Origin of the sequence: Sanguibacter sp. A247, assembly GCF_052324925.1 — a bacterium.
In the GTDB taxonomy this organism is placed as follows: Bacteria; Actinomycetota; Actinomycetes; order Actinomycetales; family Cellulomonadaceae; genus Flavimobilis.
On record NZ_JBQPRE010000002.1, the window covers coordinates 505,700 to 522,602 of the forward strand.

Here is a 16,903-nt window from a genome sequence, read left to right on the forward strand (position 1 = left end):
CGCGGGTGCCGCGCCTCAGGGGAGGGGGCTTCATGGGCTCGGATGACGCATTGAGCACGTCGCAGAGGTTCCGCGCCTCACTCCTCGACCTCCTACGCGCACGCCACCCCGTCGTCCTCGTCGAGACGCACGAGACCGAACGCGTCATGGCAGCAGTCGTCTCGATCGCACAGGACCCCACCGCGCTGCGCACGCCCCGGCAGGTCCTCGCCTACTCCCTCTCGCGCGGGCTGCACCACCCGGGAGACCCGGGGCGCACCCAGACCGCAGAGGACGCGCTCGCGTCCGCGATGGCGACGCAGCAGCCCACGATCTTCGTCTTCAACGACCTCCACCACTTCCTCGGCGGCAACGGCAGGGAGGTCGACCCGATCCTTGTGCGCGCGCTGCTCGACACCGCAGCGGCCTTCAAGGCGGGCGAGATCGCCCACACGCTCGTCATCGTCTCGCCCTCGCTCCACCTGCCCGTCGACCTCGAGAAGGTCGTCTCGGTCGTCGACCTGCCCCTGCCCGACACTGACGAGCTCGGCGAGGTCCTCGAAGCGATCTGCACGGCGAACGCCGGTGGCATCCGGATCGACCTCACTCCCACGGACCGCGAGAACCTGCTCCAGGCCGCGCGCGGTCTCACCCGCTGGGAGGCCGAGAACGCCTTTGCGCGCGCGATCGCGGGCGACCGCGTCCTCAGCCGCGACGACATCAGCCGCGTCGTCGAGGAAAAGCGCCAGACGATCCGCAAGTCCGCACTTCTCGAGTTCGTCCCCCCGAGCGGCACGATCGATGACATCGGCGGGCTCGACAACCTCAAGCGCTGGCTCGTCACGCGGGACGGCTCGTGGCTCCCGCAAGCCGCCGGCTGGGGTGTTCCCGCGCCCAAGGGGATTCTCATCACGGGCGTCCCCGGCTGCGGGAAGTCCCTCACCGCCAAGTGCTCCTCGACCCTCTGGGGCCTGCCGCTCCTGCGGCTCGACGTCGGCAAGGTCTTTGCAGGCTTCGTCGGCTCCTCCGAGCAGAACATGCGCGAGGCGCTGCGCCTCGCCGAGGCGGTCGCACCCTCGATCCTGTGGATCGACGAGATCGAGAAGGGCTTCGGCTCCGCGACGTCCGGCCAGTCGGGCGACTCGGGGACGAGCCAGCGCGTCTTCGGCACGTTCCTCACGTGGCTGCAGGAGAAGACCGCGCCTGTCTTCGTCATCGCGACCGCCAACAAGATCGACGCCCTGCCCCCCGAGTTCCTCCGCAAGGGACGCTTCGACGAGATCTTCTTCGTCGACCTGCCCACGCCCACCGAGCGCGAAGAGATCTGGCGCCTCCACCTCGAACGGCGCCTGAGCGCGGGGCCCGAGCTCGGCACGGCGGCTGCACCCACCCCGGGCTTCCTGCGCGACCTCGTCGCGGGGTCCGACGGCTTCTCGGGCGCCGAGATCGAGCAAGCCATCGTCTCGGCCTGCTTCGACGCGTACGCCGGACGGCGCAGCCTGACGGTCGAGGACGTGCGCCGCTCGGTCGTCAACACCGTGCCGCTCTCGGTGACGCAGGCAGAGCAGATCGGGCGGACCCGCGAGTGGGCCGCGTCGCGTGCCGTCGCCGCGAGCCTCGTCGACGAGCCCGGCGTGCCGCTTCACCCCGAGCTTGCCCCCGACGACGTCCGCGGCCGGCGAGTGGCGTACTGATGTCGCTCGGCAGGGTCCGCAGCGTCGACGAACGTGTCGACGACCCGCACTGGTCCCACGGCCAGCGGGTCGCGTTCACCATGACGGTCGCGACCCTCGGGATCTTCACGTTCGCGTGGTTTGGCTTGCACGCGATGCGGCAGTTTCACACCCACCGACGCGACCGCGACGAATCGTGGGCCGCCGTCTGGGGCGTGATCGCTGGGATCTCGTGGGTGTATGGCGGCGGGCTCGCGTTTGCGACGACCGAGGAGTCGTTCGTCTCGGTGCTCGTGTGGGCCGTCAGGTTCGCGTCGTTGCTCCACGTGTACGCCGACCACGGCGCGCGGCTGCGAGAGCGCGCGGCGGCGGAGGTCGAGCGCGAGTACTCGATGATCGCGAGCGGGCTCGGGGACGCGGGAGTGCGGCCCGACGTGCTGCCCCTTCCCGGCACGGGCCCAGCGGGCGTCGGCCGCTTCGAGTCGCCCGCTGCGGACCCGTTCGCCGTCGGACGCCGACCCGACGCGCCACCGCCGGCGCCTGCTCCTCGCGCGGGCCGCGGACGCACGTGGGGAGCCCTGAGCAAGGGCGCACCCGCGCTCCAGACGGGCCGCCGGCTCGAGTCTCCGGCCCCACCTCCGGCGCCCGCCTCTCTGCCCGACGCACAGCCCGTGGGCGCGGGCGACGCTGCACCTCTCGGAGCCGAGGCCCCCATGTGGATCCCCGGACTCGAACCCCTCGACCTCGCAGACGAGCAGCGCCGGGCGCGCGGCGCCCGCAGCGGCAAGGGCGATCCTGCCGCGCCGCCGAGCGGTCGCGTCCTCGACCTCTGACGCGCCCGCGCGCGTCACGGCTCGCCCGCGCCTCGTCAGAGACGTGACGGGCAGGTGTGACAGGCAGCGGCTCACGTGGGGGACCTCAGGCCCAGCCCCAGGCGGAGGACGTGGGAAAGACTGGACGGACGGAATGCGAGGGGTCGTATCCATCCGGCAGTCTGCAAGGAGACACACATGTTGGTTCTGGTCGCCGTGGCATCGCGTCACGGCAGCACGTACGAGATCGGCGAGCAGATCGGTGCTGTCCTGCGCGACGCAGGGCTCGGCTGCGACGTGCGCCCCGCTGAGTCCGTCACGTCGCTCGACGGCTACGACGCCGTCGTCGTGGGCTCGGCCGTGTACACCGGCCGGTGGCTCGCAGACGCGCGTGACCTCGTCGACTCCCACGTCACCGAGCTCGCGTCGCGCCCCGTGTGGCTCTTCTCCTCGGGTCTCGCCGACGCGCCGGCCAAGGCGTCGAACCGTCCTGCTGAGACCGTTGACCGGATGAACGTCACGGGCGCGATCGCGCACCGTCACTTTCCCGGAAAGCTCGACCTCAACGTCCTCAACTTCTCTGAGCGCGCGATCATCGCCGCTGCTCGCGGGAAGCAGGGGGACCGCCGTGACATGGCGGCCGTGCGGGACTGGGCGGCCACGATCGCCACCCACCTCGTCGCGTCCCCCGAGCACGCACAGGCCTAAGGCCGTGAGGGTCCGCGTTCGCACTACGCGAGCGCAGGACGTCGATCCTGCCAGCGGTGCACCTCTTCGAGCTGGGCCGCGACCGCAAGCAGGTCGGCGTCGCGACCGAGCCTGCCGCCCAGCTGCACCCCGACGGGCAGCGTGATGCCGTCGGCCGTGACCTCCCCGAGCGGGACGGAGATCGCCGGCCGACCGGTGAGGTTCCACACGCTCGTCCACGGCGTGAACCGCGTCTGGGCGGCGAAGTCCTCGGCCGGGTCCGCGTCGTTGCGGAGCTCGTCCGGCCGGATGGGTGGCTGCGCGAGCGTCGGGGTGACGATGACGTCGAGGTGGTCCCACGCCTGCCCGACTGCCCGCACCAGACGCTGCTGAGCCAGCACGGCGTCGGCGTGCTCGATGCCCGAGACGCTCCGGCCGCGTGCGCGCAGCCACTGCGTGAGCGGACGGAGCATGCCCTCTGCCTCGGGAGGGACAGGCGCGCCGAGCGCCATGACCGACCACAGCGCGACGAACGCGTCCCAGTCGTGTGCGGGGAACGGCACGGGAGCCTGGGTGACGTCGTGCCCGAACGCTGCGAGGTCGGCGGCCGCCTTCTCGGCGGCAGCGAGGCACGCGGGGTGGACGTCCGCGTCCGCGGTGATGAGGGGCGTCGTGAGAAGCCCGACGCGCATGCGGCGCGGGCGGGCGTCGAGCGCGGCGAGGAACCCGCCTGCAGGGCGCTGAGCCTCGACCAGGTCGCCGGGCCACGGCACCGCAAGGACGTCGAGCAGCGCGGCCGTGTCGCGGACGTCGCGCGTGAGCACGCCGTTGCTCGTGAGCCCTGCGCCGTCCGTACCCCACGGCCCGGGGCTCACGAGGCCCCGGCTGGGCTTGAGGCCGACGAGCCCGCACGCGCTCGCGGGGATGCGGATCGACCCGCCCCCGTCGTTGCCGTGGCTGACTGGGACGATGCGTGCGGCGACTGCGGCGGCCGCGCCTCCGCTCGAGCCGCCCGCGGTGCGTGAGGTGTCCCACGGCGTGCGCGCTGGGGGAGTGCCGTCGGGTTCGGTGTAGCAGGGCAGGCCGAGCTCGGGCGTCGTCGTCTTGCCGAGCATGACGGTTCCCGCGCGCGCCAGGAGGGTGACGACGCCGTCGTCGACCTCGGCGACGTTGTCGGCGAGCAGCGCGGAGCCCGCGGTGAAGCGGACGCCCGCAACCATGGTGAGGTCCTTGATGGGGCACGGGACGCCGAGGAGCGGCGGGAGCTGTCGCGGGTCGTCCGCGGCGGCGAGGATCTTCTCGGCCGCAGCGGCCTCGGCGAGCGCGCGCTCGGGGGTGAGCGTGACGAACGCGCCGACCTGGGGCCCGAGGCGTTCGGCGCGGTCGAGGGCATGGCGTACGACCTCGGTCGGGGAGGTCTCGCGGGTGCGGATCGCTGCGGCGGTCTCGAGTGCGGTGAGGTCGTGGAGCTCGCTCATGCCCCGAGCCTAGGCCTGGCGGGGCGAGGGCGGGCGGGCCGGCGCCGCGGTCGGCCAGGAGTGGGGACGTGGGGTGTTCGGCCCACGTTCATCGCGCACCACTTCCCGACGGAACCACACGGCTGTAGTTTGGCTGTGACGGACGACACACCCGTCGTTCGGCGCCCAGGCCAGCCACCCAGGCCGTCCCTTACGCGCAGGGAGCCCTCATGAACCGCACGAGCACGACGGTCACCGAGACCACGGGCACGACGGGGGGTGAGGGTGCGGCGAGGACGTTCGTCGTCGACACGTCCGTCCTCCTCGCCGATCCCGCCGCACTCCGGCGCTTCGCCGAGCACGACGTCGTCCTGCCGCTCACCGTCATCACCGAGCTCGAAGCCAAGCGTCATCACCCCGAGCTTGGCCACTTCGCGCGCAGCGCCCTGCGCACGCTCGACGACCTGCGCCTCCGTCACGGAGGCCTTGATCGCCCCGTCCCGCTCGGCACCGGGCTCGGAACCCTGCGCGTCGAGCTCAACCACATCGACCCCGCCGTCCTGCCGGCAGGCTTCCGCCTCGGGGACAATGACTCCCGGATCCTCGCCGTCGCGGCGAACCTGCGCGCCGAGGGCGCCGATGTCACGGTCGTCTCCAAGGACCTGCCCATGCGGATCAAGGCCTCCGTGTGCGGGCTCACGGCCGAGGAGTACCGCGCGGAGCAAGCGAGCGAACCCGGGCACACCGGAATGGCCGAGCTCGACGTTCCCGCCGAGACGATGGCGGCGCTCTGGGAGCACGAGTCGTTCGCGCTGAGCGACCTGCCCCCGGCGATGCTCACGGCCTTCCAGGAGACGACGCCGCCCCACGTCCACACGGGACTCGTCGTGCACTCCCCACGTGGCTCGGCGCTCGGACGCCTCACTGCTGACAAGCACGTCCAGCTCGTCCGGGGTGATCAGGAAGTCTTCGGGCTGCGTGGCCGCAGCGCCGAGCAGCGGCTCGCGATCGAGCTGCTCACGGATCCCTCGATCGGCATCGTCTCGCTCGGCGGGCGTGCTGGGACGGGCAAGTCCGCCCTTGCGCTGTGCGCCGGGCTGGAGGCCGTCCTCGAGAAGCGCCAGCACCGCCGCATCATGGTGTTCCGCCCGCTGTACGCCGTGGGTGGACAGGAGCTTGGCTACCTCCCGGGGACGGAGGCCGAGAAGATGAACCCCTGGGCTGATGCCGTCTACGACACGCTCGGTGCCGTGGTCGCCAAGGAAGTTGTCGACGAGGTCCTCGCGCGAAATCTGCTTGAGGTCCTGCCCCTCACACACATTCGTGGTCGTTCCTTGCACGACGCCTTTGTCATTGTCGACGAGGCGCAATCGCTCGAGCGCGGGGTTCTTCTCACCGTGCTTTCTCGGATCGGTCAGAACTCACGCGTCGTCCTGACTCACGACGTCGCGCAGCGCGACAACCTGCGGGTGGGACGGCACGACGGCATTGCGGCGGTCGTCGACCAGCTGGCCGGGCACCCGCTCTTCGCCCACGTGACCCTCACGCGATCGGAGCGCTCTCCTGTCGCCGCGCTCGTCACGCAGCTGCTCGAAGGGGTCGAGGCGTAGCGACACCCCGGCGGTCCTGCACAAACGGGCGCCATGACGCTAGTGTGTCGCCATGTTCCACAGGGGGACGTGCCCATCGACGAGAGGTTTGTCGTGACTGATCCGACGCAGCAGCCCTACCCGCAGCAGCCCTACGGCCAGCAGCCCGGTGCCCCCGTGCGCCCCGCCTACGCGCCCGACGGAACGCCTGCGAGCGATAAGCTCATCCTTCCGGCGTTCCTCCTCGTATTCTTTCTCGGTGGCCTTGGCATCCACCGTTTCTACGTGGGAAAGATTGGCACCGGAATTGCCATGCTTCTCACGGTCGGCGGGCTGGGGGTCTGGGCCCTCATCGACCTCATCATGATCGTTGTCGGCGCGTTCAAGGACTCCGAGGGTCGCAAGCTCATCAACTGGACCTGAGCCCACGCTCAAGGCGCACGGCGCCGTCCCGCACCTGCGGGACGGCGCCGTCGTCGTCTGGACCCTGTTGGTCGTGCTGACACGACGTGGTTAACCTGCACCGGTGACCCCCAGCGATTCCGCGTCCCCACAGACCGCCGCGCCCTCTGCCCCCGCCTCACTCGTTGACCTGGGCGGCCGCAGCCCATGGAGCATCCTGCCGCCCCTGTGCCTGGGCTTCTTCGTCATCATGGTCGACACGACGATCGTCAACATCGCCGTGCCCACGCTCCAGGCCGCGTTCGACGCGACGCTCACCACCGTTGGCTGGGTCAACAGCGCCTACCTGCTGAGCTTCGCCGTGCTGCTCCTCGTCTCCGGGCGGCTGGGCGACCGCATCGGGCCCCGCCCCGTGTTCGTGTGGGGCCTCGTCGTGTTCACGCTGTCCTCGCTCGCGTGCGGACTGTCGGGCCTCACCGGGTCGATCGAGCTGCTCGTCGCTGCGCGCGCGGTGCAGGGAGTTGGCTCAGCGCTCATGACGCCGCAGACGATGTCGATGATCACGCGCGTCTTTCCGCCTGCGCGCCGCGGCGCAGCGATGGGGGTGTGGGGCTCGGTCGCCGGCGTCGCGACGATTGCGGGTCCGTTGCTCGGAGGGCTCTTTGTCGAGTCGATCGGGTGGGAGTGGATCTTCTACGTCAACATCCCCGTCGGCATCGTTGCCCTGGTCCTCGCGCTCCGCACCCTGCCGACCCTCCCAACCCATTCGCGCTCGTTCGACACCCTGGGTGTCGTGCTGTCCGTCGTCGGGCTCTTCCTGCTCGTCTTCGGCATTCAGGAGGGGCAGAGCTTCGCATGGGGGACCGTTGTCGGCCCCGTCACCGTGTGGGGGATCATCGGCGCCGGTGCCCTTGTCACCGGTGCCTTCCTCCTGTGGCAGCGTCGCCGAGGAGCAGACGCGCTCCTGCCGCTGTCACTCTTCACTCACCGCACCTTTGCGCTCGCCAACGTGGGCGGAGCCGTTGCCTCGTTCGCCATGATCGGGATCTTCTTCCCGCTCACGCTCTTCCTCCAGCAGGTGCTCGGGCTCAGCGCGCTGCACGCGGCCCTCGTCAACCTGCCAGGCTCGGTGCTGTCGGGGATCGTCGCGCCGTTTGCCGGGCGCCTGTCCGACAGGATCCCGGGCAAGTGGGTCGTTGCGGCGGGCTTCGGATGCCTCGTCGTCGCTGTGGCGTGGGTTGCGCTCGTCCTTGAGCCGGGCGTCGCGGTCTGGCACGTCTACCTGCCGATGACGCTCTTCGGCATCGGCACCGGGATGCTCTTCTCACCCCTCGCGGCGCTGGCAACGTCAGGGCTCGAACCCGCGACAGCGGGCGCGGGTGCGGGCGCGTTCAACATGAACCGGCAGGTTGGCGGGGTCATCGGTTCGGCCGTCATCGTCGCGGCCCTCACCTCGCGCATCGCGACGGAGATTCCGGCGGCGCTCGCCCACGCCGCTGCTGGGCTGCCTGCGGCGGCCCAGCAGGTCGTTGCGCGTCTTGCACCTGACCTCGCTGGCGGGATGGCAGGCGGTCCCGGTGCCGTGCTTGATCTTCCCGCGGACATTCCCCCCGACGTTGCTACCCAGGTGCGTGATGCGGTCGCAGGGGCCGTGAACGCGGGGTTCGCGACCGCCGTGGGTCAGACGATGCTCATTGCCTCAGCGGTGCTCTTCATCGGGTTTCTCGCGGCGTTGGCGATGGAACGCCGTCCCCACTGAGCGGCACCACGCGATGGCGACGCCGGGACGCGGCCCCGCACACCCGACGGTGTGCGGGGCCGCGCCCGTTGTGNCCCCCCCCCCCCCCCCCCCCCCCCCCCCCCCCCCCCCCCCCCCCCCCCCCCTCCCCCCCCCCGCGCCCGTTGTGCTGGGCGCTCAGGCCTGCGGCGGACGCGTCATGCTGAGGACGTCGAGCGCCTCGTCGAGCTGCGCCTCGGTGACCTCGCCACGTTCGACGAAGCCGAGGTCGACGACGGCCTGACGCACCGTGATGCCGGCCTTGACGGCGTGCTTGGCGACCTTCGCAGCCGCCTCGTAGCCGATGACGCGATTGAGCGGCGTGACGATCGACGGCGAGGACTCGGCAAGTGCACGCGCACGCTCGACGTTCGCCGTGATGCCCGCAACGGTGCGGTCAGCGAGGACGACCGAGGAGGTGGCGAGCAGGCGGATCGACTCGAGGATCGCCGACGCGATGACGGGGATCTGGACGTTGAGCTCGAACGAGCCCGACGCGCCCGCCCAGGCGACGGTCGCGTCGTTGCCGATGACGCGTGACGCCACCATGAGCACGGCCTCGGGCACGACCGGGTTGACCTTGCCCGGCATGATCGACGAGCCCGGCTGCAGGTCGGGGATGAAGATCTCACCGAGGCCCGTGTTGGGGCCCGAGCCCATCCAGCGCAGGTCGTTGCAGATCTTCGTGAGCGACACCGCGATCGTGCGCAGCGCGCCCGAGAGCTCGACGAGCCCGTCGCGCGAGGACTGTGCCTCGAAGTGGTCGCGGGCCTCGGTGAGCGCGAGCCCCGTGTCCTGCGCGAGCAGGGCGATGACGCGCTGCGGGAAGCCCGCGGGAGTATTGATGCCGGTTCCGACGGCGGTTCCGCCCAGGGGGACCTCGGCTGCGCGCGGGAGGGCTGCCTCGAGGCGCTCGATGCCGTAGCGGATCGCCGCGGCGTAGCCCCCAAACTCCTGGCCGAGCGTCACCGGCGTCGCATCCATGAGGTGCGTGCGGCCCGACTTCACGACGCTCGCGAACTCGGTGGCCTTCGCGCCGAGCGCATCGGCGAGGTGCGTGAGCGCGGGGATGAGGTCGCGCACGACGCCCGCGGTCGCCGCGACGTGCGCCGAGGTCGGGAAGACGTCGTTCGAGGACTGCGACGCGTTGACGTGGTCGTTGGGGTGGACGTCGCGTCCGAGGTGGCGCGTGGCAAGAGTCGCGAGCACTTCGTTGGTGTTCATGTTCGACGACGTGCCCGAGCCGGTCTGGTAGACGTCGATCGGGAAGTGTGCGTCGTGGATGCCTGTGGCGACCTCGTCGGCAGCGACCACGATCGCGTCGGCGATGTCCTGGGGCAGGACACCGAGCTCGGCGTTCGCGCGAGCCGCAGCCTTCTTGATGCGCGCAAGCGCCTCGATGTGGCCGCGCTCGAGGCCGGCGCCCGAGATGGGGAAGTTCTCGACAGCGCGCTGGGTTTGCGCGCGGTAGAGGGCGGCGGCGGGTACGCGCACCTCACCCATGGTGTCGTGCTCGATGCGGTAGTCGGCTTCCTGGGCAGGGTTCGGCGCGTCGCCGACAGCGTTGTCAGTCATGGGTCCATCGTGCCGCACGACGCGCCCGTCGTTCGACCCGGGCGACAGTGCGCGAAATGGGACCTGGGTCACAGTGAGCCGTGGGCTCAGTGCGTGACGGGCTCCTCGCCGACGTCGCCTCGGACCGAGAGCAGGGTCGCGCGGCCGTCGGCCAGCGTGTACTCGACGCCCACGATCGCGACCGTCCCCGCGTCGACCTCAGCCTTGACCGCGGCGGAGTACCCGTAAAGCTGGTCGACGGTGTGGCGCACGTGCTGACGGCGCAGGGTGTCGGGGTCGAGGTAGTCGATGCCCTCACCGGTCGCACCGACGATCGACGGGATGACGCGGTCGACGATCGCGCGCACGAAGCCGTCGGTCTGCTCGCCCGTGGAGAGGGTGTGCGCGGCGGCGGCGATCGCGCCGCACGAGTCGTGCGCGAGGACGACGATGAGCTGGGCGTCGAGGACCCCGATCCCGTACTCGATCGAGCCGATGACGGTCGTGTCGAGGACGTGGCCAGCGGTGCGCACGACGAAGGCGTCGCCGAGGCCCTGGTCGAAGATGATCTCTGCCGCGACACGGGAGTCGGAGCAGCCGAAGATCACCGCGAAGGGATTCTGGGCGACCGCGAGCTCGGCGCGTCTCGCCGCGCCCTGGGACGGATGCTGCATCTCGTCCGTGACGAAACGACTGTTGCCCTCTTTGAGCGCCTGCCATGCGGCGGCGGGTGACGGGATGGGCAGCGACGAGGAGGCGATGGCGTTCACGATCGACATTGTGCGCCCCTGAGCGCTCGTCCGCAGGTGGGTCCAGGAACTGTCCGGCTGGCGGGATGTGCCCTAGCGTCCATCCAGGTCAGCGCGGCGGGGTGGCTGCGCCCCCGCGCGTGAGGTCGTGATCGCCGCCGCGCGCACCGCGCGTGTGACGACGTGTGCGAGGAGCTCGGCGTCGATTCCGCGCAGCGCGGTCCGCTGCGCTGCTCCGAGCAGGTTGTTCTCCCACAGCCCGTCGATGAGCGTCCCCGTGAAGGCGTCACCCGCACCCACGGTGTCGGCAACCTCGACGCGCACACCCTCGACGTCGACACGGCCGCACGCCGCCCACGCGCTCGCTCCGTCCGCCCCGCGGGTCTGCACGACGACCGCCCCCGACCGCTTGTGCCACAGCGCAGCTGTGACATCGGGGTCGCGGTGCGGGTAGAGCCAGGCAAGCCCCGCGCGCGAGACCTTGACGACGTCAGCGAGCATGAGGAACCGCTCGACGCCCGGCGCCGCTCGGAGAGGGTGGGCGAGCACCGCGGGCCGCACGTTGGGGTCATAGGTGATCGTCGAGGAGCGTCGCTGCGCTCCGAGGAGTTCCGCGACAGCGTCCGCTCCCGGTGCAAGCGCCGTCGCGAGCGAGCCCGTATGGACGACGAGGGTGTCCGGATCGACGTCAATGCGTTGAGGCAGGCGCCACTCGATGTCGAAGTCGTAGCTCGCGGTGCCCGTCGCATCGAGGGTTGCGGTCGCGATCGAGGTCTCCGGGGCGCCCGTTGATCCCGTATGGAGGGCGACGCGTGAGGCTTCGAGCCACCGCCGCACCATCGCTCCGTACGCGTCCTCGCCGATCCAGGTGAGGAGGTCGACGTCCCGGGTGAGCCGACCCAGCGTGAGAGCAACGTTGGCGGGGCTTCCCCCCGGGTGCTCGTCCACGGACCCGTCCGTGCGCCGGACGACGTCGATAAGGGCTTCTCCGACGACGAGCGCGCGGCCGGTCGGCCCCGGCGGCGCCGGGGCCGCAGACGGCAGCGAGGAGTGGGGGCTCACGCCTCACCCTCGGTGTCGTCGCCCGTGTGTGTGCCCTGGCCCGCGCGGGTCGCCGCGTCGAGCCGCTCACGCGCGCCGTCGAGCCATTCCTGGCAGCGTGCGGCGAGAGCCTCACCTCGTTCCCACAGCGCGAGGCTGGCCTCGAGAGCTTCACCGCCTGCCTCAAGGCGTGCGACGACCTGGATGAGCTCGTCGCGGGCCTGCTCGTAGGTGAGGGCGGCGACGTCAGTCAGAGGAGTCTCGGGCACGGGTCCACGGTAGCCGCCACCGCCGACAGTCGTGGAGTCTGCCTCGACGTGCCGACGGCACGCGGCCTGCTCGAGGACGGTGCGACGGGCCACGACTGGTCCTCACGCGCTTGCCCGCGTGCCTACGCGGCCGGGCTCTGTCAGCCCGCCGTAGCCGCGATCTCGCCCCCTGCGAGGCGCACCCGCAACGCGTCCCCCGCACTCACCTGGTCGGGGGCGCGCAGCACCTGGCCGTCGGCCAGCTGGATGACCGCATACCCGCGGTCGAGAACCGCGGCGGGGGACAGTGCCCGGACCTGGGCGGCGAGCGTCGCGATGTCGGCAGAGCCGCGCAGCAGCGCGGTCGCGAAGGTGCCGCGTCCGCGCTCGCGGACCTGCAGGATGTCCGCCTCGCGTGCGTCGATGATTGATGTTGGACGGGCGAGCGCCGGGCGTGAGCGCACCTGCTCAAGACCGCGCGACTCGCGATCGAGCAGGCCGCGCACCGCGAGCATGGTCCGCTGCCGGGCTTGCCGCAGTCGCAGTCGCTCCTCGGCGACGTCGGGCACGATGCGCTTGGCCGCGTCGGTTGGGGTCGATGCGCGATAGTCGGCGACGAGGTCGAGCAAGGGAGTGTCGGTCTCGTGGCCGATCGCTGAGACGAGCGGCGTGCGGCACGCGGCCGCAGCCCGGACGAGGGCCTCGTTCGAGAACGGCAGGAGATCCTCGACCGCGCCGCCGCCGCGGGCCACGACGATGACCTCGACGTCCTCGCGCGCGTCGAGGTCGGCGATCGCAGCGCTCACCTGCTGCACCGCGTCCTTGCCCTGGACTGCGACCTCGCGGATCTCGAAGCGCACCTGGGGCCACCGAGCGCGCGCGTTGACGACGACGTCGTGCTCGGCCTTGGACTCGCGTCCGCACACGAGCCCGACGACGCGAGGGAGGAACGGCAGCGGCGTCTTTCGCTCCGCGCCGAAGAGCCCTTCGGCTGCGAGGACCTTCTTGAGGTGCTCGATGCGGGCGAGCAGCTCGCCGACGCCCACGGGCCGGATCTCGTCGGCCTGCATCTGGAACGAGCCGCGGCCCTTCCAGAAGGTCGGGGTCGCGTGCACGACGACGTGCGCGCCCTCGGTGACCGTGCCCTGCTGGGCGGCGAGGACCTTGGCGTACATGGCGACGGGGAGCGAGACATCAGCGTCGGTGTCGCGCAGCGTGAGGAAGGCCATCGACGCGCCCGGGCGGCGGTTGAGCTGGACGATCTGCCCCTCGACCCAGGTCGGGGACATGCGGGCCATGTAGTCCGCGATCTTCTGCGAGAGCAACCGCACGGGCCAGGGGTTCTCGGCCGTCGTGTCGAGGGCGCGCGCGGGCAGGGCTGCGCGCGCTGGCGCGGTCGGGTCGTCGGTCGTCACGCGCCCATCATGCCTGCCGGGACCGACATTCGTGCGGGTCGTGGAGGACGTGCGGGGGTGTGCCACCTCACGGCCCCGAGCTGCGGTCCTCACCTAGACTGGCCGCGTGACCACCATCATCGAGCCGACGTCCGCCGTGCCCGCTGTTCCGACGCAGGGGCGCGTGCTGCTTGCTGCCCCCCGAGGCTATTGCGCGGGAGTCGACCGCGCTGTCGTTGCCGTCGAGAAGGCGCTCGCGCACTACGGTGCGCCCATTTACGTGCGTAAGGAGATCGTCCACAACAAGTACGTCGTGGAGACCCTTGCGGGCAGGGGCGCGATCTTCGTCGATGACACTGACGAGGTCCCCGAGGGCGCGCGCGTCGTGTTCTCGGCGCACGGTGTGGCACCCGCGGTCCACGCGGCTGCGGCCGCGCGTTCGCTCGAGACGATCGACGCGACGTGCCCGCTCGTGACCAAGGTTCACAAGGAAGCCGTGCGGTTTGCCGCCGACGACTACGACATCCTGCTCATCGGTCACGACGGGCACGAGGAGGTCGAGGGAACGGCTGGCGAGGCGCCCGACCACATCCAGATCGTCAACTCGCCCGACGAGGTCGACAAGGTGGTCGTCCGTGACCCGAACAAGGTCGTGTGGATCTCGCAGACGACGTTGTCGGTCGACGAGACGATGGAGACGGTCCGCCGCCTGCGTGAGCGCTTCCCGACGCTTCAGGACCCGCCGAGCGACGACATCTGCTACGCGACGCAGAACCGTCAGGTTGCGGTGAAGAAGCTCGCGCCGAGGTGTGAGCTCGTCATCGTCGTGGGTTCGCGGAACTCGTCGAACTCGGTGCGGCTCATGGAGGTCGCCAAGGAGTCTGGCGCTGACGACGCGCACCTCATCGACTACGCCAAGGAGATCGACCCGGCGTGGCTCGACGGCGTGACGACGGTGGGCGTGACGTCGGGGGCGTCGGTTCCTGAGATCCTCGTCGACGAGGTGCTGCGCTACCTCGCGGAGCGTGGCTACGGCGAGGTCGAAGAGGTGCGGACGGCGACGGAGGACCTCATGTTCTCGTTGCCGCGCGAGCTGCGTGGTGCGCTCAAGGCGTCGGGGAAGGGCACGGGCCGTCCCGAGCGTGAGGGGCGTCGCGCGCTGCGCGTCGACACCGTGTGACCGAGCACGCGTGATGCTGCTGCGGCGGCCGTTGCTGAGGCGACGGCCGCCGCTTGCGTGTGGGGCGGGGCCCTGCCCGCCTAGTCGGGGAAGACGCCCGTCGAGAGGTAGCGGTCGCCGCGGTCGGGGAGGATGACGACGATCGTCGCGTCGTCCACCTCGCGTGCGAGCCGGACCGCGACCGCGGTAGCCCCGCCGGCGGAGACTCCCGCGAGGATGCCTTCGCGTGAGGCGAGCGCGCGCGTGGTGTCTTCTGCCTCGGTCTGCGTGACGGTGCGAACCTCGTCGATGACCGACGGGTCGTGGATGGCTGGCAGGTACTCGGCGGGCCAGGCACGGATCCCGGGAATGCGGGCGCCGTCGGCGGGCTGGACGCCGATGATCTGGACGTGGGGGTTGCGCTCCTTGAGGTAGCGCGCGGTGCCGACGATGGTCCCGGTGGTGCCCATGGACGACACGAAGTGGGTGATCTGACCGCGGGTGGCCTCCCAGATCTCGGGGCCGGTCGACCGGTAGTGGGCGTCGGGGTTGTCCGGGTTGCCGAACTGGTCGAGCACGATGCCTTCGCCGCGCGCGGCCATGGCTGCGACGAGGTCGCGTGCATGCTCCATGCCGAGGCTCGGGTCGGTGAGGATGAGCTCGGCCCCGTACGCGCGCATGGCGCGGGCGCGCTCGACCGAGAGGTCGCCGGGCATGACGAGGACCATGCGATAGCCCTTGATCGCCGCGGCCATGGCGAGCGCGATGCCGGTGTTGCCGCTCGTCGCTTCGATGAGCGTGTCGCCGCGGCTGATCGTGCCGCGCTCCTCGGCGCGCCGGATCATGTTGAGCGCGGGACGGTCCTTGACCGAGCCCGCCGGATTGTCACCCTCGAGCTTGGCGAGGACGAGTGAGCCGCCCGCGGCGTCCTCGGCGAGCCGCTGCAGACGCACAAGAGGTGTGCGCCCGACGGTGTTCTCGAGCGTGGGGTAGTCGAACCCGGTCATGGCTGTCCTTTGGTCGATGAGGCTCCCTCCAGGCTACGCACGTCGGGCTCCGGTGCGGGACCGGGCTCGGCGTCGTCCCGCGAGGCGAGCACCGCGAGCTGAGGTGCTGCCGCAGGCGGGGCCGGGAGGTCGGCATCCGTCACGCCCAGCTCGCGGAACTTGCGTGCGGTGACGAGGACCCGGGAGTCGAGGGAGCCGACCGTCTGGTTGTAGGCGCTGGCGGCCGACTCGATGGCGCGCCCCAGCTTGCCGAGGTGCTGCGAGAGGGTTCCGAGACGCGTGTGGAGCTCGCGGCCGAGGGTGAGGACCTGCTGCGCGTTCTCGGCCAGCGTCTCTTCGCGCCAGGCGTGCGCGACCGTCCGCAGCAGGGCGAGCAGCGTCATGGGCGTCGCGATGACGACGTTCTTGGAGAAGGCGTGCTCGACGAGGCCGCCGTCGACCTCGAGCGCAGCGTGGAGGAACGGCTCGGCGGGCACGAAGAGCACGACGAACTCGGGGGTGGGCGCGAGGTGCTCCCAATACCGCTTGCTGCTCAGCTCGTCGACGTGTCGACGCACGTGACGTGCGTGCGCTGCGAGCCGTTCGGTGCGGACGGCGGGGTCGTCGCTCTCACATGCCTCGAGATACGCGGCGAGCGGCGTCTTCGCATCGACGACGACGTTCTTGCCGCCCGCGAGCCGAATGACCATGTCGGGTCGGAGCGGACCGTCGTCGGTGCGCACGTGAACCTGCTCGTCGTAGTCGACGCGGTCGATCATGCCTGCAGCCTCGACGACCCGTCGGAGCTGAGTCTCGCCCCAGCGGCCCCGGACGTCGCTCGTGCGCAGCGCGCTGACGAGCCGGCCCGTCTCCTGACGGAGCAGCTCGGAGCTCTCGCGCATCGCGCGCACCTGCTCGCCGATGCTCGCGCTGCCCGCGAGGCGCGCGTGCTCGGCAGCCGTCACCTCTGCGCGCAGCGTGCTGAGCGTCTGCGCGATGGGGTCGACGAGCGCGCGCACCGACTCCTCGCGACGCTGCATGTCCGCCTGCCCGGCGACCTGCGTGGTCCGTAAGCGCTGCTCAGCCATGCCGAGGAACTGCTCCGAGCTCTGCGCCAAGGCATCGGCAGCGAGAGCTCGGAAGCGATCCTCGGCGCGTTTGCCCGCCTCGGCCTCAGCGGCGAGGCGTTCGGCCCCGGCGCGCTGCTCAGCGAGCAGCTGCGCCTCGAGGCGAGCTGCGTGCAGCGCATGCTCGCGCCCCGCGCTGCCGCTCCGCACGACCGCGACGAGATACCCGAGCACGCCACCGACGGCGAGCGCGGCGACGACGGCAAGGAGCAGGGTTGGATCATCCATGGCCCGAGCCTTGCACCCGCCTCAGACATTCTCGTGACAGC

The 16,903-nt window shown here is 71.1% G+C and carries 15 protein-coding genes; 7 read left to right on the forward strand and 8 right to left on the reverse strand.

The genetic code is table 11. The annotated features are described in order from the left end of the window. Positions 1-50 precede the first annotated feature (50 nt). From ACTVCO_RS06380 to ACTVCO_RS06390, 3 genes are all read left to right on the forward strand, one after another. Positions 51-1,673 carry an AAA family ATPase gene (locus ACTVCO_RS06380; RefSeq protein ID WP_443727561.1) on the forward strand — a complete coding sequence of 541 codons (1,623 nt, stop codon included), beginning with the start codon at positions 51-53 and terminating at the stop codon, positions 1,671-1,673. Beyond that, the gene (locus ACTVCO_RS06385; RefSeq protein WP_443727562.1) at positions 1,673-2,485 is read left to right on the forward strand and encodes a hypothetical protein; all 813 of its coding nucleotides are present in this window, start codon (positions 1,673-1,675) and stop codon (positions 2,483-2,485) included. Before ACTVCO_RS06380 ends, ACTVCO_RS06385 begins: the two co-directional genes overlap by 1 nt. Positions 2,486-2,662: 177 nt before the next feature. After that, on the forward strand, positions 2,663-3,172 hold the full coding sequence (locus tag ACTVCO_RS06390; RefSeq protein ID WP_443727563.1) for a flavodoxin domain-containing protein: 510 nt from the start codon (positions 2,663-2,665) through the stop codon (positions 3,170-3,172). 23 nt (positions 3,173-3,195) lie between these two features. Here ACTVCO_RS06390 and ACTVCO_RS06395 read toward each other — a convergent pair whose 3' ends face one another. Next, positions 3,196-4,629, reverse strand: a complete 1,434-nt coding sequence (locus ACTVCO_RS06395; protein WP_443727564.1) for an amidase — start codon at positions 4,627-4,629, stop codon at positions 3,196-3,198. A gap of 209 nt (positions 4,630-4,838) precedes the next feature. Between ACTVCO_RS06395 and ACTVCO_RS06400 the strand changes: the two genes are divergently transcribed. The 3 genes from ACTVCO_RS06400 (at position 4,839) to ACTVCO_RS06410 (ending at position 8,358) form a co-directional block, all read left to right on the forward strand. Further along, on the forward strand, positions 4,839-6,218 hold the full coding sequence (locus ACTVCO_RS06400; RefSeq protein WP_443727565.1) for a PhoH family protein: 1,380 nt from the start codon (positions 4,839-4,841) through the stop codon (positions 6,216-6,218). 93 nt (positions 6,219-6,311) lie between these two features. Continuing rightward, complete coding sequence (locus ACTVCO_RS06405; RefSeq protein ID WP_443727566.1) at positions 6,312-6,620, forward strand: TM2 domain-containing protein; 309 nt, start codon at positions 6,312-6,314, stop codon at positions 6,618-6,620. Positions 6,621-6,723: 103 nt separating this feature from the next. After that, positions 6,724-8,358, forward strand: coding sequence for a DHA2 family efflux MFS transporter permease subunit (locus ACTVCO_RS06410; RefSeq protein WP_443727567.1), 1,635 nt, complete (start codon positions 6,724-6,726; stop codon positions 8,356-8,358). A gap of 156 nt (positions 8,359-8,514) precedes the next feature. Here ACTVCO_RS06410 and ACTVCO_RS06415 read toward each other — a convergent pair whose 3' ends face one another. The 5 genes from ACTVCO_RS06415 to xseA all read right to left on the reverse strand — a co-directional run bounded on the left by ACTVCO_RS06415 (position 8,515) and on the right by xseA (position 13,383). Further along, on the reverse strand, positions 8,515-9,951 hold the full coding sequence (locus ACTVCO_RS06415) for a class II fumarate hydratase (protein WP_443727568.1): 1,437 nt from the start codon (positions 9,949-9,951) through the stop codon (positions 8,515-8,517). Positions 9,952-10,037: 86 nt separating this feature from the next. Then, complete coding sequence (locus ACTVCO_RS06420; RefSeq protein WP_443727920.1) at positions 10,038-10,691, reverse strand: carbonic anhydrase; 654 nt, start codon at positions 10,689-10,691, stop codon at positions 10,038-10,040. Between the two features lie 81 nt (positions 10,692-10,772). Next, positions 10,773-11,741, reverse strand: a complete 969-nt coding sequence (locus tag ACTVCO_RS06425) for a carbohydrate kinase family protein (RefSeq protein ID WP_443727569.1) — start codon at positions 11,739-11,741, stop codon at positions 10,773-10,775. Further along, positions 11,738-11,989 carry an exodeoxyribonuclease VII small subunit gene (locus ACTVCO_RS06430; RefSeq protein ID WP_443727921.1) on the reverse strand — a complete coding sequence of 84 codons (252 nt, stop codon included), beginning with the start codon at positions 11,987-11,989 and terminating at the stop codon, positions 11,738-11,740. The genes ACTVCO_RS06425 and ACTVCO_RS06430 overlap by 4 nt, the downstream gene beginning before the upstream one ends. A gap of 140 nt (positions 11,990-12,129) precedes the next feature. Next, positions 12,130-13,383, reverse strand: coding sequence for an exodeoxyribonuclease VII large subunit (xseA, locus tag ACTVCO_RS06435; RefSeq protein WP_443727570.1), 1,254 nt, complete (start codon positions 13,381-13,383; stop codon positions 12,130-12,132). A gap of 106 nt (positions 13,384-13,489) precedes the next feature. On the opposite strand from xseA, the gene ACTVCO_RS06440 reads away from it, so the two are divergent. Next, entirely contained in the window at positions 13,490-14,542 is a 1,053-nt protein-coding gene (locus ACTVCO_RS06440) for a 4-hydroxy-3-methylbut-2-enyl diphosphate reductase (protein ID WP_443727571.1), read from the forward strand. An 80-nt stretch (positions 14,543-14,622) separates the two neighbouring features. Here ACTVCO_RS06440 and cysM read toward each other — a convergent pair whose 3' ends face one another. Both cysM and ACTVCO_RS06450 read right to left on the reverse strand, forming a co-directional pair. Beyond that, positions 14,623-15,528, reverse strand: a complete 906-nt coding sequence (gene cysM / locus ACTVCO_RS06445; protein ID WP_443727572.1) for a cysteine synthase CysM — start codon at positions 15,526-15,528, stop codon at positions 14,623-14,625. Next, positions 15,525-16,862 carry a DNA recombination protein RmuC gene (locus tag ACTVCO_RS06450; RefSeq protein WP_443727573.1) on the reverse strand — a complete coding sequence of 446 codons (1,338 nt, stop codon included), beginning with the start codon at positions 16,860-16,862 and terminating at the stop codon, positions 15,525-15,527. The genes cysM and ACTVCO_RS06450 overlap by 4 nt, the downstream gene beginning before the upstream one ends. Positions 16,863-16,903: the final 41 nt, after the last annotated feature.

What these genes read in the sequence shown, in the direction of transcription:
- ACTVCO_RS06390 (WP_443727563.1), top strand. Translation starts at nt 2,663, where the DNA reads ATGTTGGTTCTGGTCGCCGTGGCATCGCGTCACGGCAGCACGTACGAG.
- ACTVCO_RS06400 (WP_443727565.1), top strand. Translation starts at nt 4,839, where the DNA reads ATGAACCGCACGAGCACGACGGTCACCGAGACCACGGGCACGACGGGG.
- ACTVCO_RS06450 (WP_443727573.1), bottom strand. Translation starts at nt 16,862, where the DNA reads ATGGATGATCCAACCCTGCTCCTTGCCGTCGTCGCCGCGCTCGCCGTC.
- cysM (WP_443727572.1), bottom strand. Translation starts at nt 15,528, where the DNA reads ATGACCGGGTTCGACTACCCCACGCTCGAGAACACCGTCGGGCGCACA.
- ACTVCO_RS06415 (WP_443727568.1), bottom strand. Translation starts at nt 9,951, where the DNA reads ATGACTGACAACGCTGTCGGCGACGCGCCGAACCCTGCCCAGGAAGCC.
- ACTVCO_RS06385 (WP_443727562.1), top strand. Translation starts at nt 1,673, where the DNA reads ATGTCGCTCGGCAGGGTCCGCAGCGTCGACGAACGTGTCGACGACCCG.
- ACTVCO_RS06395 (WP_443727564.1), bottom strand. Translation starts at nt 4,629, where the DNA reads ATGAGCGAGCTCCACGACCTCACCGCACTCGAGACCGCCGCAGCGATC.